This window comes from Exiguobacterium sp. s123, assembly GCF_018617075.1.
In the GTDB taxonomy this organism is placed as follows: Bacteria; Bacillota; Bacilli; order Exiguobacteriales; family Exiguobacteriaceae; genus Exiguobacterium; species Exiguobacterium profundum.
The window spans coordinates 29920-55733 of record NZ_JACSJL010000007.1 but is presented as its reverse complement, the minus strand read 5'-3'; the positions used below and the strand labels follow the sequence as shown (position 1 = coordinate 55733).

Sequence of the window (25814 nt, the reverse complement as noted above, 5' to 3'; positions counted from 1 at the left end):
GAGACAGTAAAGGAAAAAGAAATGAACAATGGATTGAATGAAAAAAAGAAATAAAATGAATTAACCTACAAACTAATAAGCGAATATTTGTTCGTGTCTATGGTATAATCAAGACACTTATGAAATGAGAAGGTGAGGAGTATCTTATGGAATCGATTCCGTTTGCATTACAATCTGAATTTCAACCAGGAGGCGACCAGCCTGAAGCGATTCGACAGCTTGTCGAAGGTGTAAATCGAGGTGACCGGTATCAGACGCTCCTCGGTGCAACGGGTACGGGTAAAACGTTTACCGTTTCGAACGTCATTCAAGAAGTAAAGAAGCCGACACTCGTCCTCGCCCATAACAAGACGCTCGCCGGTCAGCTCTACTCGGAGTTCAAAGAGTTCTTCCCGAACAACGCGGTCGAGTACTTCGTCAGTTACTATGACTACTATCAACCGGAAGCGTACGTGCCGTCGACGGATACGTTCATTGAGAAGGATGCTTCAATCAATGATGAAATCGATAAGCTGCGTCACTCGGCGACGTCGGCTCTCTTTGAGCGCGATGACGTCATCATCGTCGCATCTGTCTCCTGTATTTATGGTCTCGGTAACCCGGAAGAATATCGGAGCCTCGTCTTGAGCCTTCGCGTCGGGAAAGAGATGGGACGTGACGAGATGTTACGTAAACTCATCGACATTCAATATGAACGAAACGATATCGATTTTCAGCGTGGACGTTTCCGTGTCCGCGGGGACGTCGTCGAGATCTTCCCAGCATCGCGTGACGAACACTGCATGCGCATCGAGTTCTTCGGAGACGAGATCGACCGTATCCGTGAGATGGATCCGTTGACGGGTGAAATCATCGCAGACCGTGATCACGTCGCCATCTTCCCGGCATCCCACTTCGTCACACGCGACGAAAAATTGCAAAAGGCAATCGTCAACATCGAAGCGGAACTTGAGGAACAACTTGAGAAGTTCCGCGAAGAAGGGAAGCTCCTAGAAGCGCAACGACTCGAGCAACGAACGCATTACGATTTGGAAATGATGCGTGAGATGGGGTATTGTTCAGGAATCGAGAACTATTCGCGCCACTTGAACTTGATGCCAGAAGGCTCGACTCCGTATACGCTACTCGATTACTTCCCAGAAGACTTCTTACTCGTCGCCGATGAGTCGCACGTGACGCTCCCGCAAGTACGCGGGATGTACAACGGGGATCAGGCACGGAAACAAGTGCTCGTCGATCACGGCTTCCGTCTCCCTTCGGCGAAGGATAACCGTCCGCTCAAGTTCGATGAGTTCGAGAAGAAAGTCTCACAAGCAATTTTCATCTCGGCGACACCAGGTCCGTACGAACTCGAACATACGCCGAACATGATTGAGCAGATCATCCGTCCGACCGGGTTACTTGATCCGACAATCGAGATTCATCCGATCAAAGGTCAGATTGACTACTTGATGGATCAGATTCGCGAACGCATCAAGCGCGACGAGCGCGTGCTCGTGACGACGCTCACGAAGAAGATGGCAGAGGACCTATCTGATTACTTACGCGAAGCGGGAATCAAGGTCAACTATATGCACTCTGAGATCAAGACGCTCGAGCGAATCGAAATCATTCGTGACCTTCGGCTCGGGAAGTATGACGTGCTCGTCGGGATCAACTTGTTGCGGGAGGGTCTCGATATTCCAGAGGTCAGTCTCGTGACGATCCTCGATGCGGACAAGGAAGGGTTCCTTCGTTCGGATCGCTCGCTCATCCAGACGATTGGTCGAGCGGCGCGTAATGCGAACGGACACGTCATCCTGTTCGCGGACAAGGTGACCGACTCGATGGCGCGGGCCATCGAAGAGACGGATCGTCGTCGGTCGATTCAACAGGCTTATAATGAAGAACATGGCATCATCCCGCAGACGATTCGAAAGGACGTCCGAGGGGTCATTCGGGCGACGGTCGAGGCGGAAGAGGAAGCACTCGAATCGCTCAGTACGATGAAGCCGGCCGAACGCGAGGCGGCGATTGCCAAGTTGGAAGAAGAAATGAAGCAAGCGGCGCGCGACCTCCAGTTCGAACGTGCGGCCGAATTGCGTGACTTAATCTTGGAGTTGAAGGTAGGGAATTAAATGGCTGAAAAGAAAAATGCGATTGTCATCAAAGGGGCACGCGTCAACAACTTAAAAAATATTGACATCGATATCCCACGTGACCAGCTCGTCGTCTTGACGGGCTTGTCCGGCTCCGGGAAATCGTCACTTGCGTTCGATACGATCTATGCGGAAGGACAGCGTCGTTACGTCGAGAGCTTATCCGCATATGCCCGACAGTTCCTCGGACAGATGGATAAGCCAGACGTCGATACGATTGAAGGGCTCAGTCCGGCCATCTCGATTGACCAGAAGACGACGAGTCGTAACCCACGGTCGACGGTCGGGACGGTGACCGAGATTTATGATTACCTTCGTCTATTGTTCGCACGAATCGGGAAGCCGGTCTGTCCGAACCACGGCATCGAGATCTCGAGTCAAACGATCTCACAGATGGTCGACCAGGTGATGGAATTGCCGGAACGGACGCGACTCCAAATTCTTGCGCCAATCGTATCGGGTCGAAAAGGGACGCACGTGAAAGTATTCGACTCCTTGAAAAAAGAAGGATTTGTTCGTGTCCGTGTCAATGGTGAAACAATTGAATTGACGGATGAGATCGAGCTCGATAAAAACAAGAAGCATTCGATTGAAGTCGTCGTCGACCGCCTCGTGGTCCGACCTGACGTCGAAGGGCGCCTCGCCGACTCACTCGAGACGGCATTACGTCTTGCGGACGGCCGTGTCATTATCGATAAGATGGATGGCACCGAGCTTCTCTTCAGTGAGCATCACGCCTGTCCGATCTGCGGGTTCTCCATCGGCGAACTCGAACCTCGGATGTTCTCATTCAACTCGCCATTCGGTGCATGTCCGACGTGTGATGGTCTTGGGACGAAACTAGACGTCGACCCAGAACTCGTCATCCCGGACCCGTCGAAGACGTTGAAGGAGGGGGCGATTGCCGCATGGCAACCGACAAGTTCCCAGTACTATCCACAACTTTTGGCTGCGATGTGCCAGCATTTCAACATCGACATGGACGTGCCGTTCGAGCGCCTATCAAAACGTGATCAGGACCTCGTCTTGAACGGATCTTCGGAGGAATCGTTCCTCTTCCGCTACGAGAACGACTTCGGTCAAGTGCGGACGAATACCATTTTCTTTGAAGGGGTGCTCCGTAACATCGAGCGCCGTTACCGGGAGACAACATCCGACTATATCCGTGAGCAGATGGAAATGTACATGGCGACACATGCGTGTCCGACATGTCACGGCTATCGCTTGAAAGAAGAGTCGCTCGCCGTCAAAATCACGGGTCAGCACGTCGGGCAAGTGACGGAGAAATCGGTCGTGAACGCACTCGCGTTCTTTGAAGGACTCAACGAGCAGTTGAGCGAGAAAGAGATCGCCATCGCCCGTCTCATCATCCAAGAGATTCGGGAACGACTCAGTTTTTTGAATAACGTCGGTCTCGACTACTTGACGCTCTCTCGTGCCGCTGGAACACTCTCGGGTGGGGAGGCGCAGCGGATTCGTCTCGCGACACAAATTGGGTCTCGTCTCACGGGTGTTTTGTATGTCCTTGACGAACCATCCATCGGTCTTCATCAACGTGATAACGATCGGTTGATTTCGACCCTCAAACAGATGCGGGACATCGGCAACACGCTCATCGTCGTCGAGCATGACGAGGACACGATGATGGAAGCCGACTACTTGATCGATATCGGACCAGGCGCAGGAGAACATGGCGGACAGGTCATTGCGGCCGGGACGCCGAAACAACTGATGAAAAATAAAAACTCGCTCACCGGTCAATATCTTGCTGGGAAGAAGTTCATCCCACTTCCGGCTGAACGGAAGATGCCAGACGAACGTTTCTTAAAGATCGTCAAAGCAGAAGAGAACAACCTAAAAGACGTCGACGTTTCCATTCCACTCGGGATGTTCGTTGCCGTAACAGGGGTCTCGGGATCGGGTAAATCGACCCTCATCAATGAGATTCTCTATAAATCGCTCGCGCACAATATGAACCGGGCCAAAGCGAAGCCAGGCAAGCACAAGAAGATTGAAGGACTTGAGCATATCGATAAGGTCATCGATATCGACCAATCCCCGATCGGACGGACCCCTCGTTCGAACCCGGCCACGTATACGGGTGTCTTTGATGATATTCGTGACGTCTTCGCCTCGACGAATGAAGCGAAGATGCGCGGCTACAAGAAGGGACGTTTCAGTTTCAACGTTAAAGGCGGGCGCTGTGAAGCATGTCGTGGGGATGGGATCATCAAAATCGAGATGCACTTCCTTCCTGACGTCTACGTTCCGTGTGAGGTCTGTCACGGGAAACGCTATAATCGTGAAACGCTCGAAGTGAAGTACAAAGGGAAGACGATCGCAGACGTCCTTGATATGACGATTGAGGAAGGACTCGAATTCTTTGACAAGATTCCGAAAATCAAGCGGAAGATTCAAACGATTTATGACGTCGGTCTTGGCTATATGAAACTCGGTCAGCCAGCGACGGAACTTTCGGGTGGGGAAGCCCAGCGTGTCAAACTCGCTTCGGAACTTCATAAACGGTCGACCGGGAAAACGATTTATATTCTGGACGAACCGACGACCGGTCTTCACGTCGACGACATCGCGCGCTTGTTGAAAGTGTTGCAACGTCTTGTCGAGAACGGGGACACGGTGCTTGTCATCGAGCATAACCTCGATGTCATCAAGTCGGCCGATTATTTGATTGACCTCGGACCAGAGGGTGGAGATGGTGGCGGACTCATCGTCGCAACGGGGACACCAGAAGAAGTCGCGGAAGTGTCAGGCTCGTATACCGGTAAGTATTTGAAGCCGGTTCTCGAACGAGATGCAGCCCGAGTGAAACCGAAAGCAGGAAAAAAGAAATAAGTATAGAAATGGTGAGAAACGGGAAGGTAATTGACGTGCAACCAAATTGAAGGGGGAAAACGAACGTGAAACAAGAAATGCGTGAACTGATTCTCCAGCAAGTGAAGGAAGGCAAGATGACGATCGAGGAGGCGATGACGCAACTCGAACGTCTCGAGCGACTTGAACCGGAACAGGGTAAAGCGCTTGAAGAGCGACAGGATACAGAAAAGGTCGATGCCTATTCGGTTGAATCGCTCACAACGAAACTGACATCTGCAGTGGAAGGGCTCGTGACGAAACTTCGCGACAGCGACTTTTCATTCAGCTCGAACTTTGGTCCGGAAGTGACGTATTCGAAGTCGTTCCCGTTCACAGGTAGCGATATCTCGCTCGACCTTTTCAACGCGTCGGCGACAATTGTTTCGTCTGATGCCGAAGATTGTGAACTGATTGTCACGGGTCGTCCGCTTCGCCAACAAGACGCGGATAAGGCGCTCGAACAGTTACAGTCTGCGGTTAAGCACTCTGTCATCGGGGATCGTCTCGTCGTTTCGCTCCGTGATAAACTCGTCCGGGCCCACGTGGAACTGTACGTCCCGCACCACCATTTCAACCGCCTTCTTGTTCAGACGTTGAACGGCGAAGTCCGTGCCGATGGTCTCGATGTCGAGAACGTTCGTGTGCAAACCGCAAACGGGCGTGTCGTGCTCCATGACGTGCATGCATCCGAACTATTACTGAACACTGGTAATGGGACAGTCGAGGTCGAAGGTGTCGAAGCGGAACTCGTTCACGTTCGGACCGGAAACGGTGCCGTCATCGTCGGTGGGAAGTACGATAAAGCCTCCCTCAAGACAGGGAACGGAAACATCCGCGCGGAACTGGCGACAGCTCGTCCTGCCAAGTTTGAACTCGCGTCACTCGCCGGAAACATTCGACTCGTGTTACCACATGGCGTCGAGGTCGAAGGGGAGCTCGAGACGAACTTCGGTGGTCTGCACTGCTTGCTCGATGAGCTCGAAATCATCCGTGACCGTAAGGACGTCGCACAGCGTCGTCTGGAATTCTTGTCGGGTCGTGGTCAAACCCCTCGCATCGAAGTCGAGGCGGGGACGCGTACCGGTACGATCGATTTGGAGCACGGTTCGGTCTATACGCCATCCACATTCCTTGATGAGGATAAAGTAGAACCGGCTGACCCGGTCGATCCCGTCGACCCGGGCGATTTGAACAATCCGTTCCATCAACAATAAGCAAATCCCGAAGGCTGAGCCTTCGGGATTTTTTGATTATAGATTCATTTCGTACTCCATCTGTTGCCAATCCATCATCTGCGTATCAAACAAAGTGAAGGCGCTGATAGCGAACACGATGAAGAGGACCGGTCCGGCAATCAAGAGAATGATTCCAAGAAGGCGCATCGACTTCGAGCGATTCCAATAGAAGATGATGGCGACAATCATGGAGATGAGCGCTCCGGACAAGAAGAATCCGATGATGTTCAAGATGAACAAGAGCAAGATCGTCTCGTTTTTCGTTGCGGCATATTCTTTCCACATATCGATCAATGATTTGATGATGTAAACGAGTGACCCAATTCCAATCACTAGCGCAAATAAGATGACAATTCCGAATAAACCTCCCATTATTCCACCTCCTAGTAAGCCTATACCCTACATACGAACGGCGTAATAGGATGGTTTCAACAATTTTTTGACACGTTCTTCATCACTTCCCTAGCCCGTCTTAGAAAGAGCTATGATACAATAATGAGCGTGAAAGGGGCAGATACTCATGCAAAATATCGTACGTACCGCTCAAGTTGTTGAGCGTTTTAAACTTCAAATCATTGCGGGAGAGGAAGGACTTCATCGTCCGGTCGCCACACCCGACCTGAGTCGACCGGGTCTCGTCCTTGCCGGCTATTATACGCACTATGCCAAAAACCGCCTGCAAGTGCTTGGGAAGACGGAGTTGACATTCTACGCGAGCCTCTCGGAAGAGAAGCGTCGTGAGCGCGCTAAAATCTTGTGTACGGAACAGACGCCAGGAATTTTAATCACGCGTGGCTTTGATATTCCAAAAGAAATCGAAGAAGAAGCGGAAGCGGCAAACGTCCCGCTCATGCGGACGAATGCGGTGACGACCTCAATCGAATCACAAATCACGAACTTCCTAGAGATGGAACTCGCACCGATGACAGCGATGCACGGCGTGCTCGTTGACATTTACGGTGTCGGTGTCCTCATCAAGGGCCAGAGTGGTGTCGGGAAATCTGAGACGGCACTTGAACTCGTCAAACGGGGGCACCGCCTCGTCGCCGATGATTCAGTCGAGATTCGTCAAACGGGGGACCATCTCCTCGTCGGATCAGCACCGAAGCTCATTCGTCACCTGCTCGAGATTCGTGGGATTGGCATCATCGACGTCATGACGTTGTTCGGTGCGGGTGCGGTTCGGTCGCATAAAAAGATCAGTCTCATCGTCAACTTGGAGAACTGGGACGCGGGCAAAGTATACGACCGTGTCGGACTCGACCACAATACGATGAAAATCATCGACAGTGAAGTTCCTCTCTTGACCATCCCCGTTCGACCTGGTCGAAACTTGGCAGTCATCATCGAGGTCGCAGCGATGAACTATCGTCTGCAAAATATGGGAATCAATACGGCTGAAGAGTTCGCAGAACGTCTCGCGAACGCGATTCAGGATACTGAAGGAGACTTGTGAGCATGGTAGAACCGACATTTGATCGTGTGGCGTTTGAGATTGGCTCTTTGCCAATCTATTGGTACGGCATGATTATCGCCTTTGGGGCGATGCTTGGTCTCGTCCTCGCCTTATACGAAGCAAAACGTATCAATTATGATTCAGAACGACTCGTGGATGTCGTCATCTGGTCGATTCCGATCAGCATCGTCTTCGCGCGCATTTATTACGTGACGTTCCAATGGGATTATTATTCAGAGAACCTCGGACAAATCATCGACATTCGTCAAGGTGGGATTGCCATTCATGGAGCCATCTTCGGTGCTCTCCTTGTCGTCATCGTCTATTGTATGCGAAAGTCGATGTCGTTCTGGAAAGTGACGGACATCTTGGCGCCATCGCTTCTTCTTGGACAAGCCATTGGGCGTTGGGGAAACTTTATGAACCAAGAGGCACATGGTGGCGAGACGACGCGTAGTTTCTTGCAAGATACGCTCATGCTACCAGACTGGATCGTCAATCAGATGTACATTGATGGGACTTATTATATCCCGACCTTCTTATATGAAAGTGTATGGAATATCATCGGGGTCATCCTTCTCGTCGCGTGGCGCATGATTGGCAATCCACGACGTGGTTATATCTTCTTGTCGTACCTCATCTGGTACTCAATCGGTCGCTACAATATCGAGGGACTTCGTACGGACAGTCTCATGTCAGGAGATTTGCGTGCGGCCCAAATGGTGTCGATCGCCTTGATCTTATTCGGTATCGTCATGATGATCCTTCGCCGCAACGCGAAACGGTACAACGACCCATCAGAGAAAGGATTGTTTGATTAATGGATACGCTCTTATTTGATTTAGACGGTACATTACTCGATACGAACCCGCTCATTATCGCGAGTTTCCGCCATACGTTCGACTACTACTTCCCAGAGCAAACGTATCGGGATGAAGACATTTATCGATTCATCGGACCAACGCTCGAAAAGTCGTTCCGTGAACTCAACGAGCCGGAATGGAAAGAGATGCAAGCCTTCTATCGGAGCTTCAACATCGCCATGCATGACCAACTCGTCGCGGAGTATCCAGGGGTCATCAAAGGGCTATACCGCCTCCATGAGAAAGGATACAAGATGGGCGTCGTCACGTCGAAAGGTCGTCCGGTCGTCGAGCGCGGGCTTCGATTGTTCAACATCGACCACTTGTTTGATGTCGTCGTGACGGCGGATGACGTCGAGAACGAAAAACCTCACGCCGAACCGGTCGAACGTGCGCTCAAGGCGCTCGGTTCGTCACCAGAACGCGCCGTCATGGTCGGAGACAACGACACGGATATCTTCAGCGGGAAAAATGCCGGAACGAAGACGGTCGCTGTAGGCTGGGCCCTCAAAGGGCGTCCATTCCTCGAATCGCTCGAACCGGACGTCATCATCGACTCGATGGAACATTTCGAGGCGTGGCTAGACGAGGTCAGTATTCATGCGTAAGACGACACGATATCACATCGAGGGACCGAATCCGCTTTGGCAAATGTATCAGACGATTCGCTTTCTGCGTGTCTTCAAAAACACGACGGTCGTTCTGGTCGGTCGTTACTTTCCGTCGGTGAAGGCAAAGCGTTGGCTTTACCAGACGTTCCTCGGGATGAATATCGGAGAATATAGTGCCCTTGCTCTCATGGTCACACCGGACGTCATGTTCCCGGAACGTATCACGATTGGTCGCAATACGGTCATCGGATTCAATTCGACGATTCTCTGTCATGAGTATCTCGTAGACGAGTATCGGATCGGGGACGTCATCATCGGTGATGGCGTATTAATCGGTGCGAACGTTACCATCCTGCCAGGGGTAACCATCGGGGACGGTGCCGTCATCGGCGCGGGCGCGGTGGTGCACCGTGACGTCTTACCAGGAGAGCGGGTCATCGGTTCAAAGCTTCAATCGTTGACACATATTTGACACAATTTTTCGCAAAATGTTTTCATGAGCATTTTGTTCGTACAGAATCAATAATACTTGAGCGGTATCACTTTTTTTTAAAGAGATGCCGCTTTTTCATGGATAAATGTACAGAAATGAAGCCATCATATTTTCGTTCAAAAACAATTTTTGAACCTAGTAAAAAATATTCATTATAGAGGGAATATAGTCGCAATTTTTTTTAACTTTTTCAGTTGCCCTCGTTGTTCGAGTGCGGTATTCTTATCCCTGCAACTAAAAAAGATTTAGAGATGATGTGGAGGATTTAGAATATGGAAGCGAACTATGAAGCAGTAATGACGCTACCCGAACCAGAATCTCCGCTCGCTGCGGAGCTCCACTACTATAGAGGTCGTCGTGCGTTACGTGAAGGTCGCCTGGATGAAGCGACTTTTTTCATGGCTGAAGCGACAGCGGCAGCCACGCATCGCGTCGACTATCATAAACAGTACGCAGAACTGTTATTTGAAGTAGGGGAGGTCTACCACGCCAATGACGTGTGGAAACGAGTATTAGAGCTCGATGAGACCGCAACAGAGGCACTGTATCACTTAGCAAGCAACTGTGCCTATGTCTCTCAATATGAGGAAGCGGCGCACTATGCATCCGAATATCTCGCCCGTGACACAAAAGGTCACTTCACGGAAGCTGTGCAATCCCTTCTTGAACTGATCGAACTCGAACAAGAGCTCGAGGACGAGGAAGAAGACGAATTGATCACGTGGCATACGGAAGCGCAGCGTCAAATCGATAAAGGACGATTGTTTGCGGCAAAGGCGACACTCGAGCGTCTCATCGGTCAATATCCATCGTTTTGGCCAGCATACAACAATCTGTCGGTCGTCAATTTTTACCTTGGTGATGACCAAGCGGCATTCCGGACGCTCGAATACGTGCTCGACCAAAATCCTGGCAACTTGCATGCAATCTTGAACACGATTCTCTTGCTCCATGAAGCGGGTCAATCGGAAGTGGCCCTTCAGTTGTCGACACCGCTTACACGTGTCCGTCCACTCCAATTTGACTTACGTTATAAATTGGCGACGACACTCGCGCTTGTCGGACATTACGACCGTGCATATGAAGAACTGCGTCTATTGAAAGACCGCGGATTCCGTGGGGACCCACTGTTTGGGCATTGGCTCAGCGTGTCTGCCTATAAGACAGGACGACTTGAAGAGGCAGCCACCTACTTGAACAATGAAGAGATGAAACAGTTTGAAGAGAAACAAAGCTTCGACATTCGAGAAAACCTCGAATTTCGTTCGGCGCTCGTCCAAGGATTGCGTCAAGAGAGCGACTTGGCTCGAATCGAGATTATCCGAATCATCGCCAACTTAAAAGATGACGAAGCGTTCGAAGCGCTTGCGCTCACGAATGCGGTGACGGAAAACGGGACGGTCCGTGCGTTCGCAGAGATGTGTCGTGCCGACCTTTGTCAGCAACCGTTCAAAGGAGACGTCCGGATCAAGCGTGCGTTTGATGCGCTCGTCTTGGCTGAAGCACATGTATCAGAAGCGGAACGGATGAGCCTAGAGGGCGACTTCTATGAACGTTTCGCGACGCTTCTGTTGTCTGATGAATCATTCATGGACGTAACGGCATCGGCCGCTGCGCTCGTCTGGATGTTTTATACGAAACGGGACGCATTGATTCTCGAAAATTGTGCGAACGCCTTCCATCTCTCGGTCGACACGTTGACAGAGACGGTCCGTTCGTTCAAACGGACACTCGAACAAGCATAAAGATAGACGATACCCTTACAGGTTTCTTATACTAAAGGCAATCAATTTCTTGCAGAGGTGGAATCAACATGACAGAAGAAAAAATTTATGACGTCATTATCATCGGTGCCGGTCCTGCCGGAATGACCGCTGCGCTATATGCTTCACGAGCGAACCTTTCAACACTTATGATTGAACGCGGGATTCCAGGTGGTCAGATGGCAAACACGGAAGACATTGAGAACTATCCGGGCTATGACAGCATCCTTGGTCCTGACTTGTCTCAAAAAATGTTCGACCATTCGAAAGCGTTCGGTGCGGAGTATGCATATGGGGACGTGCAAAGCATCTCGGATGAAACACAATATAAAATCGTCCATGCGCACAACCGTGACTATAAAGCACGTGCAATCATCCTCGCCTCTGGTGCTCAGTATAAGAAAATCGGCGTACCGGGAGAAGAAGAACTCGGTGGCCGTGGCGTATCGTATTGTGCGGTATGTGACGGAGCGTTCTTCAAAGGGAAAGATTTGTTCGTCATCGGCGGTGGCGACTCGGCTGTTGAAGAAGGTGTCTTCTTGACACGCTTTGCGAACAAGGTGACGATCGTTCACCGTCGCGATGAGCTTCGCGCTCAGAAGATTCTTCAAAAACGTGCGTTCGACAATGAGAAGATCGATTTCATTTGGAACCACACGTTGAAAGAAATCACAGAGAAAGACGGGAAAGTCGGTGGGGCTCGTCTTGTCAGCACAATTGACGGGACTGAGACAGACCACGAGATCGACGGCGTCTTCATCTATATCGGCATGAACCCGATCACCGGGTTCGTCCAAGACCTCGGCATCACGAACGAGCAAGGATACATCGTCACGAACGAGGCGATGGAAACGAACATCCCAGGGATTTTCGCTGCCGGCGACGTTCGCGAGAAAACGCTTCGTCAAGTCGTCACAGCGACGAACGACGGATCGATTGCCGCTCAGAATGCTCAACACTTCATCGAGGGACTCCTCGAATCGTTGCAAGAACAAAACGCATGATTCAAGAAGGTAGGACTGCGGGGGACCGCGGTCCTTCTCTTTTTTTCGGACGTTCGTTATACTAGATGAAGAGAGCTACACACACGGCTCGGTTGTCAATTTTAAGGGGGCGTCAGCGAGATGGAAGACTTTAAAGGATTAGAAGAATTGATCATCATCAGTGGGATGAGCGGGGCTGGGAAGTCGGTCGCCATGAATAGTTTCGAGGACCTCGGCTATTTCTGCGTCGACAATTTGCCACCGGTACTCTTACCACAATTGATTGATGTCATCAGCTCGGTCCGACCGAAAATCGCGGTCGCCATCGATACACGGACACGAGACTTTATCGATAGCTTGTTCATCGTCATCGACGATTTGGAAAAGAAGAACGTGCATCCGCACCTGTTGTATTTAGAGACGCGGGACGACGTGCTCGTTCGCCGTTATAAGGAGACGCGACGGTCCCATCCGCTCGCACCGGAAGATGCGCCACTCGTCGGCATCAAGATGGAGCGCGAACTGTTAGAAGGATTCCGTGACCGGGCCCACACGTTGTATGATACGAGCGACTTGAAGCCACAGATGTTGAAGGACCGCATCCTCCAACAGTTCAACGAAGAACGGATCCCGTTCACAGTCAACTTCATGTCGTTCGGTTTCAAACACGGAGTGCCGCTCGATATCGACTTATTGTTCGACGTCCGTTTCATCACGAACCCATTCTATATCCCTGAGCTCCGTCCGCTCACGGGTCAGACGACAGAAGTACAAGAGTACGTCATGTCGCACCCGGAAGCGCGAGCGTTCTATAAGAAGTTGATCGACATGCTCGAGTTCCTCCTTCCGCAGTATAAACGGGAAGGGAAGACGCAAATCGTCGTGGCGTTCGGCTGTACCGGCGGGAAACACCGGTCGATCACCTTCGCTGAGAAAGTGTCGGAGCACTTTGCTGATCGCTATAACGTGAAGACGGTCCACCGCGACCTCGTTCACGCGACGAAGGAGAAGTGACATGAGACGAGACCGGAAAGTAGTCGCCATCGGCGGAGGGACAGGGTTGTCCACTCTCGTTCGTGGGTTGAAACATTATCCGCTCGACATCACGGCAATCGTCACCGTCGGGGACGACGGCGGAAGCTCGGGACGTCTTCGTGACGAGTTTCATATGTTGCCTCCTGGCGACATCCGTAACGTCATTTTGGCGTTGTCGGAAGTTGAGCCGTTAATGGATAAGATTTTGCAATACCGTTTCGATACGGGATATGGATTAGAAGGGCATTCCCTTGGAAATTTGATGCTCACGGCAGCGACTCACATCTGTGAGGGTTCGTTCGTCAAAGCGATCGATGTCATGTCGCAACTCTTGAACGCACAAGGGAAAGTGTTGCCAGTGACAGAGACGCTCATGACCCTCGCCGCCGAGTTCGAGGACGGCACCATCGTCAAAGGGGAGTCCAAGATTCCGCTACATGAGCAACCGATCAAGCGTATGTTTTTACTCGAGGAAGGCATTGAACCGGCCCCGGGCGTCGTCGAGGCGATTGAATCGGCGGACGTCATCGTGCTCGGTCCAGGAAGCCTGTATACAAGTATCATTCCAAACCTTCTCATCTCGGCGGTGCGGGAAGCCATCATCCGCTCGAAAGTCCCGGTCGTCTATATTTGTAACGTCATGACGCAACCAGGTGAGACGAAAGGCTATGACGCGATGAAACATTTAAAAGTCATCGAGTCGTACCTTGGGAAGGCATCGATCGACACGATTGTCGTCAACAACGAGCCGATTGAAGAAGAGTATTTGGAGCGTTATCGTGAGGACGGGTCGGAAGAGGTCCGCTTCGATCGGAAGAAACTCCGAAACTATGGGACGAACGTTCTCGCTGGGGACATCGTCGATTATAACCGGGAGTATATCCGTCATGATTCCGACGCCATCGCCGGACTCGTCATGCAGCGGGTGCTCCGAATCAAGAAGCCACGTTCGTTTCAAGAATTGGAACTGAAATAAAGATTGTTGGAAAGACAGAAAGGAGGGGGACTCGATGAGCTTTGCATCAGATGTGAAGAAAGAATTGACACAACTTGAAGTGACTGACGCGGAAGCGAAGGCGGAACTGTCGGCACTCGTTCGGATGAACGGGGTCATCTCGCTCGCCCTAGGACGAGGCATGACCTTAGATGTCTCGACGGAGAACGCCTCGATCGCCCGTCGGATTTACTCGTTGATGAAACGTCTTTACGACCATCCGTTAGACTTGTTCGTACGGAAGAAAATGCGTTTGAAAAAGAACAACGTCTACATCGTCCGCGTGTCACAGCATGCGGAGACGATGCTTCGGGACCTTGAGATCCTCGGAGAGAATTACGAGATGATCCGGACACTGAACTCGGATATGACGGGGGACGAGAACTTAGCACGCGCTTACTTACGTGGTGCGTTCCTCGCCGGCGGGTCGATCAACCATCCGAAAACGTCGTCGTACCACCTCGAAATCTATAGCTTGTACGAAAACCATAACCAGGCGCTACGTGATTTGGCGAACCGATTCGAGTTGAACGCGAAGACGCTCGAACGGAAAAAAGGGCATATCTTGTACATGAAAGAGAGCGAGAAAATTTCAGATTTCCTCAAGCTGATCGGGGCGACCCGAGGTATGTTGGAGTTTGAAGACGCACGAATCATCAAAGATATGCGGAACTCCGTCAACCGTCTCGTCAACTGTGAGACGGCCAACTTGAACAAGACGGTCGGTGCAGCATTGCGTCAAGTCGAGAACATCAAGTTCTTGGAGCGGACGGTCGGGCTCGACGTCTTACCGAAAAAATTGCGGGAGATTGCTGAACTGCGTGTCACACACCAGGACGTTTCGTTACAGGAACTCGGGGAAATGCTCGAGTCCGGTCCGATTTCGAAGTCAGGAATCAACCATAGACTTCGTAAAATTGACCAGATTGCCGAGCGCGTACGTAGCGGGGACGAAATCGCATCCTCGTGATGCGGTTGCACCAAAACCATTCTTCCTATATAATAAGCAATTGTGTATAGGTTTTATGAATAGCGAATTAAAGGAGCTTCATCATTATGTCGAATGAAAAGAAAAGATTATCGCTCACGATCGACGCTAAGCTCGACCAGGTCATCACAGAGCGTGCCAAAGAAATCGGGATTCCGAAAAGTGCACTCGTCACGTTTGCCACAAGCCTCTTCTTGAACCAGCTTCGTGCAGAAGAGTTGTTGAACGGGGACAAGAACGCAATCTACGAAGTCATTCGTAAAGACTACGAGTTGCTCACGAGCGTAAAGAATCTAGATAACTAAGTAAAAGGTTGACTGCGGTCAGCCTTTTTTAGTTGCATCTCTCTAAGAAATTTGGAATAGTGGTGATAATGAATTGGAACGGAGGTCGATCAAATGGGTCAAATCTTACTCATCCTACTGCTACAACTAATCTACGTTCCGGTGTTGACGCTCCGGACGATCATGCTCGTGAAAGGGAAGACCGTCATCGCCGGTCTATTCGGAACGCTAGAGACGCTCATCTATATCTTCGCGCTCGGCATCGTGTTCCAGGATCTGACGACGGTCGGGATGATCGTGTATGCGGTCGGTTTCGGGCTCGGGATCTTACTTGGCGGTTTCGTCGAACGGAAACTCGCCATCGGTTACAACATGATCCAAGTCCATACGAAAGAATATCCGGCGGAGCTCATCCAACAGATGCGTGACAACGGATATGGGGTCACGCATTATCAAGGGCAAGGACGTGACGGGGTCCGTTACCGTCTTGACGTATTGGCGGCCCGCACCCGGATGAAAGAATTGCGTGAACTCGTCGAGAAACATGAACCGAAAGCGTTCCTCGTCGCATTTGACCCGATCGACTTCAAAGGCGGTTATATGATGAAAGGACTGCGTCGCCCGAAATGACGCACAAGACTCACGAACGTGGGTCTTTTTTTGTTGGAGTAGGGATTTTATCTCGTGACAGGGAACTAGTGAAGAAAGGGGATGAGACCGTGAAACGAAATCGGAGTGTGTGGATGATCTTACTATTTATACTTGTAGGGGCGGGTATCGTTTATTTCGCCATGACCTTATTTGGAGATGGAGAGGACGGTGTCAAACCGCCGCTCCCGACGGTTCGTGTCGGCTCGGTGTCTGCGGAAGTGGAACAATCGACGTACTGTTGGGAATCCGGCAATCAAGCGACGTGCGCCGATTACGGACTACCAGAAGCGGACGACCTTCAACTGATCACTGTCAAACCGGGAGACCGGATCGATGTCGTCTATCATGCAGAACCGATGACATCGAGTTTCAATCGAATCGAGGATGGAGAACTCGTCTCTTCCGAACTCGTCGTTCCGGACAAGCCGGGCATCTATCTCTATGAAGTCGGCGGAGAGTGGTCGCAAGGAGATAGCCGATACGTCTTCGGTGTCCGGGTCCCTGAAAACTAATGATTGACCTGCCTCTAAGGGGCGACTGTACAGTGAAAGTAGGAGGTGGGGAAACCGTGATTCCAATCGGAAGAGTCGCCCATGTGACCGGATTGTCGGTCAAGGCGATCAAATTTTATGAAGCGCGCGGATTGGTCCGCCCGACGCGGACCGAGAATCAGTATCGAATGTACGGGATGGAAGAGATTCGACGGTTAAGTGAAATCAAACGATTACGTCAAATTGGACTCCGTCTAGAACAAATTCAATCGGGTCTACCGGTTGATACATTACTAGAAACACGATTGGATGAAGTTCAAGTAGAAATCGAACGACTTCATCGAATCGAGAGGCAGATTCGATTGATGCAAGCAGGAGGGAACGACATGAAGATTAGATATGAGACATTGAATGAAGCCATTTCCGTCTATGGATATGGTGGTACGTTAGAGGAGATTCCGCATATGTGGGCCAAGCTTCAACCGGAACTGACGACGGACGAGTCGTACGGAGTCTGTCTCCCGCAGGAGAACGGTTATGTCGCGGGCATGACGAACCCGGTGTCGGGAGAAGATGCGCGTCGTGTCGAACTGACGGAAGGGAACTATATCGTCGCGACGGTGGAGGGAGGCATCCCGATGATTCCGTCGACGTATGAGCAGCTAGTAAACGTTCCAGACGTGACGCTACGAGACGCGGTCGACTTCGAGCGCTATATTCACGGGCAAGGGGGAGCGGACGACATCATTGAGATTTGGATGCCGATTGAATGAAAAAGACGTTTCCCGCTCAAACGGGAAACATCTTTTGTGTGATTAACGTGTCATGACTTTGTCGATGAGACCGTAGTCTTTCGCTTGGTCAGCTGCCATGAAGTAGTCACGCTCTGTATCGCGCTCGATGACTTCAAGAGGCTGTCCAGTGTTTTCTGCCATGATTTGGTTCAACTTCTCGCGCATCTTGATGATGCGTTCTGCGTGAATCTTGATGTCTGACGCTTGGCCTTGTGTGCCGCCGAGCGGTTGGTGAATCATGATTTCTGCGTTCGGTAATGCGAAGCGTTTTCCTTTTTCACCGGCTTGGAGCAAGAAGGCACCCATCGATGCGGCCATTCCGATACAAATCGTCGACACGTTCGGCTTGATGAAGTTCATCGTGTCATAAATCGCCATACCCGCTGTGATCGAACCACCTGGGCTGTTGATGTAGAGTGAGATGTCCTTTTCTGGGTCCTCAGCTGCGAGGAAGAGGAGCTGTGCGACGATGGAGTTCGCGACGTTGTCGTCAATCGCACTTCCGAGAAGGATGATACGGTCTTTGAGCAAGCGTGAGTAGATGTCGTACGCGCGCTCCCCACGGCCTGTCTGTTCGATAACTGTTGGAATTAACATTGAATCTGCCTCCTTTATGTAGGTTGTAATTTCATCATACCTGTATAGTCAATGATGGTCAAACGATAGTCATCGTTTTTCACCTATTCCACGATTTTCTCGTTGTGAAACGAAAAAGAGGCCAGGCAATCTGCCTGACCTCTACATCTGATACACCCGGAGAGATTCGAACTCCCGACACCTGGCACCGGAAACCAGTGCTCTATCCCCTGAGCTACGGGTGCATATCTGTGACACGAATTTATTATACATTTGTTTTATTAAAAAAGCAATCCTGTTCGCATAGCTTTTTTGAGCGCGACGGAAGCGGGTTCGCTACAATAGAAAAGAGGGGGGGAGAACGATGCAACGGCAGGAGCAAAAACAAATTCAGCAACAACAGATGACGCAAGACCTCGTGCAGCGGTTACCGGTCCTTGAAGCGGATCGTCTCGCGCTCGTATTCCGGTTGGCGCGTCTTGCACGGCATAACCCGAACATTCACATCGGGAGCGGGGACGTCGATTGGATTGCAGATGCGGCGAGCTCGTTTGAGGAGAAGCTGTTCACACAGATTCATGAGGGTAGCGGCAGTGAGGATGAGAAAGTGTTGCGACGACAACTCGTCCTCTTGCTCGACCATCGGGGATTATTGCCGGATGCGAATGAGGTGTTGGCGACACGACTCGGTGTCGACGTCACTCGAATCGAACAGGCGAGGCAGGCGCTTTTATTTCTTGAACCGACGGGGATCGGGGCGAGAACAGAACGGGAGTGTCAATATCGACATGCGATCGAACATGAGGACCCTCGCATCGTCGATGTATTCGAAGCGATTGAGAGTGGGGTGAGTCCTCAACAGATGACGACTGCTCTTGCTATTTCAGAGGAGGAATTGGCAAGACTGGAACGAATCGTCGCGACACTTCCGAAACGTCCTCTATTATATGAAGAAACGGGTCACGTGTTTCCGGAAGTCGAGGTACGCTATGAAGAGGGGACACTCGTCACGACGTGGCTCAGTCCGGAACTCGACGAGTCGCGAGTCGGAAATGACCGTGAGGCGAAATGGTGGATGACGTCCCTTTCGATGCGGAACGAAACGCTGCGTGAGATTTGGTCAATCATTGAAGCACGTCAGACCGAGTGGCTCAAAGGGGAACTTGTCCTTAATCCGTTGACCCGACGTACGGTCGCGCAGCTCATCGGAAAACATGAATCGACGGTCGGACGAGCCATCCAAGGGAAGTTCGCCAAGACCGAGAGTGGCATCATGGAATGGCGACACTTTTTTGTTCGGTCTACAAGTCGCGGGCATTCACCATTTATGATTAAACGGACACTCGCAGAACTGATTCAACGAGAGAAGGCACCACAAAGTGATCAGGCGCTTGCGAATGAATTGATTCGATACGGTTATCAAGTGACCCGGCGGACGGTGACGAACTATCGGGAAGAGCTTGGATTCGGTAATTCGCGCGAGCGCGAGCGAAAGGTATGGAAGGGATGACGAAAATGAAATTAACATTATATAAACGTGACAATTGCTCACTATGTGACGAGGCGGTCGTCATGCTCGAATGGTTACAGGAAGATTACCCGATCGAACTCGAACAGGTCGACATCACCGGGGATGAGGTGCTCGAGGCAAAGTACCTCTTTGAAATCCCCGTTCTCATACATGAAGGTGTGGTCATCAGTCAAGGGCGATATGATGACAACAAAGTTGAAGATTTTGTTAAGTATACGCTTACATCAAAAAAAAACGTTTGAAGGGGTTGCCAGACGGAAAAGTGATTGATAAGATGAACTCGTAGCGGTGGGACGCAAATAAAAAAGTGGGACAAAAGTTGTCCACACTGAAAGTCGAGGGGGTATGAGCATGATCCAGCAACTGATTCACGTTCAGAAGCAAATTGTCCCTGACCTGCTCGATACGCTCCGACATCGTTACGATATCTTACATTATGTCCGCTTGATGCAGCCGATTGGCCGCAGGACACTCGCAACGAGCTTGGGACTGACCGAACGGGTACTTAGACGAGAAGTCGACTTTTTGAAAGATCAAGGTCTTCTTTACGTCGCTACTCAAGGAATTTCCCTCAGTGAGACGGGACGAAACGTCTTACGAGACTTGCACGAGATCATGGGAGAACTTCTCGGAATCTCAGAAGTGGCAAGAGAGCTCGAAGAGAAATTAGGGGTTCGCCAAGTCGTCATCGTACCGGGTGACTCGGATGAGACATTCTGGGTTCAACGCGATATCGGACGGGCGGCGGTCACGCAACTAAAAGCGCGGCTCGCACCGGATGATAATGTGATTGCGGTAACGGGAGGAACGACGATGGCATCGGTCGCGGCGATGATGTCGCCCGATAAAAAAGAACGCCCGATGCATTTCGTGCCCGCACGTGGAGGTCTTGGAGAGACGCTTGAACTTCAGGCGAACACTGTCTGTTCACGCATGGCGGACCGGGCCCACGCAGACTATCATCTTCTACATATTCCGGATGAAGTATCACAAGAAACATTCGACCGGATGGTGGAGGAACCTAGCATCAAAAATGTGCTGGAAATGATTAGAGCGGCGCGAATTGTGGTACATGGAATTGGTGAGGCAGAAACGATGGCAAAGCGCCGTCACGCATCACCGGAGCATTTGCGGATGATTGAACGGCATGACGCCGTCGCCGAGGCATTCGGATATTATTTCAATGCTGAAGGTGAGATCGTTCATCGCGTCAAGACGGTCGGGATCCAACTCGAAGAGCTGGATGACATGGATACCGTCATCGCGGTTGCCGGAGGGAAATCGAAGGCACAGGCGATCGCTGCTTATGCGAAACACACGTCGAACATCATCCTCGTCACAGACGAAGGTGCGGCGAAAGAATTATTAACTTGTTATTAAAGAGTTGACCCCCCGTTGGCTCTTCAATAAATAGCTTCTACCCTAAGGAGGAAATTAACATGGCAGTAAAAGTTGGTATTAACGGATTTGGACGTATCGGTCGTTTAGCATTCCGCGAGATCATCAAAAACGAAGGAATCGAAGTTGTTGCAATCAACGACTTGACAGACACGAAGATGCTTGCGCACCTTCTCAAGTATGACACGACTCAAGGTCGTTTCGACGGAGAAGTTGAAGTACACGACGATCACTTCCTCGTAAACGGAGAGAAAGTGATCACGCTTGCTAACCGTAACCCTGAAGAACTTCCATGGGGAGACCTCGGTGTAGACATCGTTCTCGAATGTACTGGATTCTTCACTTCAAAAGAAAAAGCTGAGCTTCACTTGAAAGCTGGCGCGAAGAAAGTTGTGATCTCGGCTCCTGCTACAGGTGACATGAAGACTGTTGTTTACAACACAAACCACGACATCCTCGATGGTACTGAAACAGTCATCTCAGGTGCTTCTTGTACAACAAACTGCTTGGCGCCAATGGCTAAAGTACTTCAAGACCAGTTCGGAATCGTTGAAGGTCTCATGACGACAATCCACGCTTACACTGGCGACCAAAACACGCTTGACGCTCCACACCCGAAAGGTGACTTCCGTCGTGCGCGTGCAGCTGCAGCGAACATCGTTCCTAACACAACAGGTGCTGCGAAAGCAATCGGTCTCGTAATCCCTGAACTTCAAGGAAAACTTGACGGTGCTGCACAACGTGTACCAGTTGCTACAGGTTCACTCACTGAGCTCGTAACTGTACTCGACAAGCAAGTATCTGTTGACGAAGTAAACGCAGCAATGAAAGCAGCAGCGAACGAGTCATTCGGTTACACTGAAGACGAAATCGTTTCTTCTGACATCGTTGGAATCACATACGGTTCACTCTTCGACGCGACTCAAACAAAAGTCATGACAGTTGGCGACAAGCAACTCGTTAAAACAGTTTCTTGGTACGACAACGAAATGTCTTACACTGCACAATTGGTTCGCACAGTTAAGCACTTCGCTAACATCGCGAAGTAATTTCGTGAACTAAATAGAATCAAATAGGAGCGGAAACAAGAGATTGTTCTCCGCTCTATTTATGAAATGACACGCACGACATATGGAGGCGAAAGTTATGAACAAACAGTCTATTCGTGACATCGATGTAAAAGGGAAACGCGTCTTTTGCCGCGTTGACTTCAACGTTCCACTCAAAGATGGCGTCATCCAAGACGAAACTCGGATCCAAGCCGCACTTCCGACGATCAAGCACTTGCTTGACGGTGGTGCGAAACTCGTCCTTGCGAGCCACCTAGGCCGTCCAAAAGGCGAGAAGAACCCTGAGTTCTCACTTGCTCCAGTAGCGAAGCGTCTCGCTGAGCTCCTCGGAAAAGATGTACCGCTCGTCGAAGAAGCATACGGTCCGGTCGCAGAAGAAGCGGTCGCTAACCTCTCTGAAGGCGATGTCGTCGTTTTAGAGAACGTTCGTTTCTACCCAGGTGAAACGAAAAATGACCCTGAACTTGCAAAAGGATTCGCAGCACTTGCTGACGTATACGTCAACGACGCGTTCGGCGCGGCTCACCGTGCACACGCTTCAACTGAAGGGATTGCACACCACGTGGACACAGCCGTTGCTGGTCTCTTGATGGAAAAAGAACTTGAAGTTCTCGGTAAAGCTCTTTCAAACCCAGACCGTCCGTTCACGGCAATTATCGGCGGGTCGAAAGTAGCGGATAAGATTGGGGTCATCGACCACCTTCTTGACATCGTTGACACACTCATCATCGGTGGCGGACTCTCGTACACGTTCTCGAAAGCACTCGGACACGAAGTCGGAACGTCACTCCTTGAAGAGGATAAGCTTGACCTCGCTCGTCAATTCATGAAGAAAGCAGAAGACAAAGGCGTGAAATTCTTGATGCCTGTCGACTGCGTCATCACGAAAGAATTTGGCGAAGAAACGTATGTCGGCCCAGTCGATATCGACTCGATCCCAGCGGATCACATGGGTCTCGATATCGGACCGAAGACAGTCGAACTTTACGCGGACGCGATTCGCGAATCGAAACTTGTCGTATGGAACGGACCGATGGGCGTATTCGAACTCGATAAATACGCAAACGGAACGAAAGGTGTCGCTCAAGCGCTTGCGGACAGCGATGCATACTCAATCATCGGTGGTGGCGACTCAGCAGCTGCGGCAGCCAAGTTTGGTCTTGCTGACAAGATGAGTCACATCTCAACTGGTGGCGGCGCGTCACTCGAATTCATGGAAGGCAAAAAACTTCCAGGTGTCGAGGCGTTGAACGACAAGTAATTTAGAGGAGGGTTATCGATGCGTAAACCGATTATTGCAGGTAACTGGAAAATGAACAAAACACTCTCGGAAGCTGTTGCTTTCGTTGAGGAAGTGAAAAACAACATCCCATCTACTGACAAAGTAGATGCAGCGATTGGTGCTCCAGCACTTTTCCTCGCACCGATGGTAGAAGCAGCTAAAGGGTCAAACTTGAAGCTCGGTGCACAAAACATGTACGACAAAGATAGCGGTGCTTACACTGGCGAAATCAGCCCAGTGATGGTCGCTGACCTCGGCGTGACTTACGTCATCCTCGGTCACTCAGAACGTCGCGAGTACTTCGGTGAGTCGGATGCGTTCATCAACAGCAAAACGAAAAAAGCGTTCGAACACGGTCTTACGCCAATCGTTTGTGTCGGTGAAACACTCGAGGAGCGCGAAGGCGACAAGTTCGAAGAAGTCATCAAAACACAAGTCGAAGGCGGTCTAGCTGACCTTTCTGCTGACCAAGTCAAACAACTCGTCATCGCGTATGAGCCAGTTTGGGCAATCGGTACAGGGAAATCAGCGGACGAAGCAGACGCACAAAGCTCTTGTAAATATGTTCGCGACGTGGTGAAAGGTCTTTACGGTGAAGACGTAGCGGCTGCAGTACGCATCCAGTACGGTGGATCTGTAAAACCAGAGAACATCAAAGAGTATATGGCACAGGAAGATATCGACGGCGCACTCGTCGGCGGTGCTTCACTTGAAGCCGCTTCGTTCCTCAAATTGTTGGAGGCGATTTAAATGGCTAGACCAGTCGCACTCATCATTTTAGATGGTTTCGGGATGCGTGACGAATCGTTCGGAAACGCAGTCATGGCTGCGAACAAACCGAACTTCGATCGCTACTGGGAGCAGTATCCACATACGCTCTTAAACGCAAAAGGCGAGTACGTCGGTCTTCCGGAAGGACAGATGGGGAACTCGGAAGTCGGTCACTTGAACATCGGTGCCGGCCGAGTCGTCTATCAGTCACTCTCACGCGTGAACAACGCAATCAAAGACCGTTCGTTATTCGACCGTCAGGCGATGAACCATTTGGCAGGTCATGTGAAGAAACATGATTCGAGCCTCCATATCATGGGTCTCGTATCAGATGGCGGGATTCACTCGCACATCAATCACATGTTTGCCATCGTTGAGTTCGCAAAACTCCACGGCATCGAAAAAGTGTACATTCACGCGTTCACGGACGGCCGTGACTGTGATCCGAAATCAGGAGCTGGTTTCCTCAAAGAAACAGAAGAAAAGCTTGCTGAACTCGGTGTCGGTCAAGTCGCTAGCGTGTCTGGTCGCTACTATGCCATGGACCGCGACAACCGTTGGGAGCGCGTCGAGAAAGTATACGACGTCCTCGTAAACGGTAAAGGCGAAGTTGGCACGGACCCAGTCGAAGTTCTCAAGAAGTCTTACGAGAACGATTTGACGGATGAGTTTGTGTTACCAACTGTCATCGAAAAAGATGGAAAGCCGGTCGCGACAATCCAGGACAATGATGCCATCATGTTCTTCAACTTCCGTCCGGACCGGGCGATCCAACTCGCAAAAGTGTTCAAAGAGAAAGTCGGCTTCAAAGGCTTCGAACTCTCAAGCAAACACCCAGAGAACATCTTGCTCGTCTCGATGACGAAGTTCTCGGATGAGGTCGACACGGATATCGTCTTCCCACCGGAAGATTTGAAAAACACACTCGGGGAAACGCTCTCTGCACAAGGGTACAAACAACTCCGTGCTGCAGAAACAGAGAAATACCCACACGTCACGTTCTTCTTGAACGGACAAAAAGAACAACCATTTGAAGGTGAGGATCGTCTCCTTGTCCCTTCACCGAAAGTCGCGACGTACGACTTGCAACCAGAAATGAGCGCATATGAGCTCACAGACGGTTTGCTCGAGCGTATCGAGTCAGATGAGTATGATGCATACATCATCAACTTCGCAAACCCGGATATGGTTGGTCACTCAGGGAAGCTTGAGCCGACGAAGAAAGCGATCGAAGCGGTCGACGAATGCCTCGGTAAAGTAGTGGACGCATTACTTGCTAAAGGTGGCGCGGCCATCATCACAGCGGACCACGGGAACGCGGACATCGTCACGAACCCGGATGGCTCACCGATGACGGCGCACACGACGGAACCTGTTCCATGTATCGTCACAAAAGAGGGAGTCGAACTGAAACCAGTTCTCGACGGCGCACTTTGCGACCTCGCCCCAACGCTTCTTCACCTTCTCGGTGGAGAGCAACCAGCTGAAATGACTGGTTCGTCAATCGTTACAAAATAATACAACTATTTTTCA

The 25814-nt window shown here is 50.7% G+C and carries 25 protein-coding genes and 1 tRNA gene; 23 read left to right on the top strand and 3 right to left on the bottom strand.

From position 1 onward, the window contains the following. The first annotated feature begins 146 nt into the window (after positions 1-146). The 3 genes from uvrB (at position 147) to KNO72_RS12380 (ending at position 6226) form a co-directional block, all read left to right on the top strand. A complete protein-coding gene (gene uvrB, locus KNO72_RS12390; protein WP_214683870.1) occupies positions 147-2117 on the top strand; it encodes an excinuclease ABC subunit UvrB in 1971 nt (656 codons plus the stop codon). Beyond that, the gene (uvrA, locus tag KNO72_RS12385) at positions 2118-4991 is read left to right on the top strand and encodes an excinuclease ABC subunit UvrA (RefSeq protein ID WP_214683872.1); all 2874 of its coding nucleotides are present in this window, start codon (positions 2118-2120) and stop codon (positions 4989-4991) included. Positions 4992-5056: 65 nt separating this feature from the next. After that, positions 5057-6226 (top strand): DUF4097 family beta strand repeat-containing protein, encoded by a 1170-nt coding sequence (locus KNO72_RS12380; protein WP_078147315.1) that lies wholly within the window; start codon positions 5057-5059, stop codon positions 6224-6226. A 36-nt stretch (positions 6227-6262) separates the two neighbouring features. Here the strand turns inward: KNO72_RS12380 and KNO72_RS12375 are convergent, their stop codons facing one another. Further along, complete coding sequence (locus tag KNO72_RS12375) at positions 6263-6619, bottom strand: hypothetical protein (protein WP_078147314.1); 357 nt, start codon at positions 6617-6619, stop codon at positions 6263-6265. A 148-nt stretch (positions 6620-6767) separates the two neighbouring features. Here KNO72_RS12375 and hprK point away from each other — a divergent pair, with 148 nt between their 5' ends. The 13 genes from hprK to KNO72_RS12310 all read left to right on the top strand — a co-directional run bounded on the left by hprK (position 6768) and on the right by KNO72_RS12310 (position 17632). Continuing rightward, the gene (hprK, locus tag KNO72_RS12370) at positions 6768-7703 is read left to right on the top strand and encodes an HPr(Ser) kinase/phosphatase (protein ID WP_078147313.1); all 936 of its coding nucleotides are present in this window, start codon (positions 6768-6770) and stop codon (positions 7701-7703) included. 2 nt (positions 7704-7705) lie between these two features. Then, positions 7706-8524, top strand: a complete 819-nt coding sequence (gene lgt, locus KNO72_RS12365) for a prolipoprotein diacylglyceryl transferase (RefSeq protein ID WP_078147312.1) — start codon at positions 7706-7708, stop codon at positions 8522-8524. Next, a complete protein-coding gene (gene ppaX / locus KNO72_RS12360) occupies positions 8524-9174 on the top strand; it encodes a pyrophosphatase PpaX (RefSeq protein WP_078147311.1) in 651 nt (216 codons plus the stop codon). The genes lgt and ppaX overlap by 1 nt, the downstream gene beginning before the upstream one ends. Next, complete coding sequence (locus KNO72_RS12355) at positions 9167-9649, top strand: acyltransferase (protein ID WP_074036278.1); 483 nt, start codon at positions 9167-9169, stop codon at positions 9647-9649. The genes ppaX and KNO72_RS12355 overlap by 8 nt, the downstream gene beginning before the upstream one ends. A gap of 293 nt (positions 9650-9942) precedes the next feature. Beyond that, a complete protein-coding gene (locus tag KNO72_RS12350; protein ID WP_214683875.1) occupies positions 9943-11415 on the top strand; it encodes a tetratricopeptide repeat protein in 1473 nt (490 codons plus the stop codon). Between the two features lie 68 nt (positions 11416-11483). Then, positions 11484-12437, top strand: coding sequence for a thioredoxin-disulfide reductase (gene trxB, locus KNO72_RS12345; RefSeq protein ID WP_078147309.1), 954 nt, complete (start codon positions 11484-11486; stop codon positions 12435-12437). A 120-nt stretch (positions 12438-12557) separates the two neighbouring features. Then, positions 12558-13430, top strand: a complete 873-nt coding sequence (rapZ, locus tag KNO72_RS12340) for an RNase adapter RapZ (RefSeq protein WP_078147308.1) — start codon at positions 12558-12560, stop codon at positions 13428-13430. Position 13431: 1 nt separating this feature from the next. Beyond that, the gene (locus tag KNO72_RS12335; RefSeq protein ID WP_078147307.1) at positions 13432-14427 is read left to right on the top strand and encodes a gluconeogenesis factor YvcK family protein; all 996 of its coding nucleotides are present in this window, start codon (positions 13432-13434) and stop codon (positions 14425-14427) included. 34 nt (positions 14428-14461) lie between these two features. Continuing rightward, entirely contained in the window at positions 14462-15415 is a 954-nt protein-coding gene (gene whiA, locus KNO72_RS12330) for a DNA-binding protein WhiA (protein ID WP_012726921.1), read from the top strand. Positions 15416-15501: 86 nt separating this feature from the next. Beyond that, on the top strand, positions 15502-15738 hold the full coding sequence (locus KNO72_RS12325) for a hypothetical protein (protein WP_012726920.1): 237 nt from the start codon (positions 15502-15504) through the stop codon (positions 15736-15738). 93 nt (positions 15739-15831) lie between these two features. After that, positions 15832-16347: a DUF2179 domain-containing protein gene (locus KNO72_RS12320; protein ID WP_012726919.1), complete on the top strand. Its 516-nt coding sequence runs from the start codon at positions 15832-15834 to the stop codon at positions 16345-16347. Positions 16348-16436: 89 nt separating this feature from the next. Then, the gene (locus tag KNO72_RS12315; protein WP_370148619.1) at positions 16437-16880 is read left to right on the top strand and encodes a hypothetical protein; all 444 of its coding nucleotides are present in this window, start codon (positions 16437-16439) and stop codon (positions 16878-16880) included. Between the two features lie 56 nt (positions 16881-16936). Then, positions 16937-17632 carry a MerR family transcriptional regulator gene (locus KNO72_RS12310; protein ID WP_168169853.1) on the top strand — a complete coding sequence of 232 codons (696 nt, stop codon included), beginning with the start codon at positions 16937-16939 and terminating at the stop codon, positions 17630-17632. 42 nt (positions 17633-17674) lie between these two features. On the opposite strand, the gene clpP is transcribed toward KNO72_RS12310, so the two are convergent. Beyond that, entirely contained in the window at positions 17675-18250 is a 576-nt protein-coding gene (gene clpP, locus KNO72_RS12305; protein ID WP_012726916.1) for an ATP-dependent Clp endopeptidase proteolytic subunit ClpP, read from the bottom strand. Positions 18251-18401: 151 nt separating this feature from the next. Beyond that, a tRNA-Arg gene (locus KNO72_RS12300) sits at positions 18402-18474 on the bottom strand. Between the two features lie 119 nt (positions 18475-18593). Between KNO72_RS12300 and KNO72_RS12295 the strand changes: the two genes are divergently transcribed. The 7 genes from KNO72_RS12295 to gpmI all read left to right on the top strand — a co-directional run bounded on the left by KNO72_RS12295 (position 18594) and on the right by gpmI (position 25799). Next, the gene (locus KNO72_RS12295; protein WP_214758323.1) at positions 18594-19739 is read left to right on the top strand and encodes an RNA polymerase factor sigma-54; all 1146 of its coding nucleotides are present in this window, start codon (positions 18594-18596) and stop codon (positions 19737-19739) included. Between the two features lie 5 nt (positions 19740-19744). Continuing rightward, on the top strand, positions 19745-20002 hold the full coding sequence (locus KNO72_RS12290) for a glutaredoxin family protein (RefSeq protein WP_047795086.1): 258 nt from the start codon (positions 19745-19747) through the stop codon (positions 20000-20002). A gap of 109 nt (positions 20003-20111) precedes the next feature. Then, complete coding sequence (locus tag KNO72_RS12285; RefSeq protein WP_012726913.1) at positions 20112-21140, top strand: sugar-binding transcriptional regulator; 1029 nt, start codon at positions 20112-20114, stop codon at positions 21138-21140. A gap of 59 nt (positions 21141-21199) precedes the next feature. After that, on the top strand, positions 21200-22207 hold the full coding sequence (gene gap / locus KNO72_RS12280) for a type I glyceraldehyde-3-phosphate dehydrogenase (RefSeq protein ID WP_012726912.1): 1008 nt from the start codon (positions 21200-21202) through the stop codon (positions 22205-22207). A 97-nt stretch (positions 22208-22304) separates the two neighbouring features. After that, complete coding sequence (locus KNO72_RS12275; RefSeq protein ID WP_074036297.1) at positions 22305-23489, top strand: phosphoglycerate kinase; 1185 nt, start codon at positions 22305-22307, stop codon at positions 23487-23489. 18 nt (positions 23490-23507) lie between these two features. Then, the gene (gene tpiA / locus KNO72_RS12270; RefSeq protein ID WP_078147302.1) at positions 23508-24260 is read left to right on the top strand and encodes a triose-phosphate isomerase; all 753 of its coding nucleotides are present in this window, start codon (positions 23508-23510) and stop codon (positions 24258-24260) included. Continuing rightward, positions 24261-25799, top strand: a complete 1539-nt coding sequence (gpmI, locus tag KNO72_RS12265) for a 2,3-bisphosphoglycerate-independent phosphoglycerate mutase (protein ID WP_012726909.1) — start codon at positions 24261-24263, stop codon at positions 25797-25799. The last annotated feature ends 15 nt before the right edge of the window (positions 25800-25814 follow it).

Bases quoted from the DNA above. Each gene is read 5' to 3' on its own strand.
- uvrB (WP_214683870.1), top strand. From the start codon at position 147: ATGGAATCGATTCCGTTTGCATTACAATCTGAATTTCAACCAGGAGGC.
- uvrA (WP_214683872.1), top strand. From the start codon at position 2,118: ATGGCTGAAAAGAAAAATGCGATTGTCATCAAAGGGGCACGCGTCAAC.
- KNO72_RS12375 (WP_078147314.1), bottom strand. From the start codon at position 6,619: ATGGGAGGTTTATTCGGAATTGTCATCTTATTTGCGCTAGTGATTGGA.
- hprK (WP_078147313.1), top strand. From the start codon at position 6,768: ATGCAAAATATCGTACGTACCGCTCAAGTTGTTGAGCGTTTTAAACTT.
- lgt (WP_078147312.1), top strand. From the start codon at position 7,706: ATGGTAGAACCGACATTTGATCGTGTGGCGTTTGAGATTGGCTCTTTG.
- ppaX (WP_078147311.1), top strand. From the start codon at position 8,524: ATGGATACGCTCTTATTTGATTTAGACGGTACATTACTCGATACGAAC.
- KNO72_RS12355 (WP_074036278.1), top strand. From the start codon at position 9,167: ATGCGTAAGACGACACGATATCACATCGAGGGACCGAATCCGCTTTGG.
- KNO72_RS12350 (WP_214683875.1), top strand. From the start codon at position 9,943: ATGGAAGCGAACTATGAAGCAGTAATGACGCTACCCGAACCAGAATCT.
- trxB (WP_078147309.1), top strand. From the start codon at position 11,484: ATGACAGAAGAAAAAATTTATGACGTCATTATCATCGGTGCCGGTCCT.
- rapZ (WP_078147308.1), top strand. From the start codon at position 12,558: ATGGAAGACTTTAAAGGATTAGAAGAATTGATCATCATCAGTGGGATG.
- KNO72_RS12335 (WP_078147307.1), top strand. From the start codon at position 13,432: ATGAGACGAGACCGGAAAGTAGTCGCCATCGGCGGAGGGACAGGGTTG.
- whiA (WP_012726921.1), top strand. From the start codon at position 14,462: ATGAGCTTTGCATCAGATGTGAAGAAAGAATTGACACAACTTGAAGTG.
- KNO72_RS12325 (WP_012726920.1), top strand. From the start codon at position 15,502: ATGTCGAATGAAAAGAAAAGATTATCGCTCACGATCGACGCTAAGCTC.
- KNO72_RS12320 (WP_012726919.1), top strand. From the start codon at position 15,832: ATGGGTCAAATCTTACTCATCCTACTGCTACAACTAATCTACGTTCCG.
- clpP (WP_012726916.1), bottom strand. From the start codon at position 18,250: ATGTTAATTCCAACAGTTATCGAACAGACAGGCCGTGGGGAGCGCGCG.
- KNO72_RS12295 (WP_214758323.1), top strand. From the start codon at position 18,594: ATGCAACGGCAGGAGCAAAAACAAATTCAGCAACAACAGATGACGCAA.
- KNO72_RS12290 (WP_047795086.1), top strand. From the start codon at position 19,745: ATGAAATTAACATTATATAAACGTGACAATTGCTCACTATGTGACGAG.
- KNO72_RS12285 (WP_012726913.1), top strand. From the start codon at position 20,112: ATGATCCAGCAACTGATTCACGTTCAGAAGCAAATTGTCCCTGACCTG.
- gap (WP_012726912.1), top strand. From the start codon at position 21,200: ATGGCAGTAAAAGTTGGTATTAACGGATTTGGACGTATCGGTCGTTTA.
- KNO72_RS12275 (WP_074036297.1), top strand. From the start codon at position 22,305: ATGAACAAACAGTCTATTCGTGACATCGATGTAAAAGGGAAACGCGTC.
- tpiA (WP_078147302.1), top strand. From the start codon at position 23,508: ATGCGTAAACCGATTATTGCAGGTAACTGGAAAATGAACAAAACACTC.
- gpmI (WP_012726909.1), top strand. From the start codon at position 24,261: ATGGCTAGACCAGTCGCACTCATCATTTTAGATGGTTTCGGGATGCGT.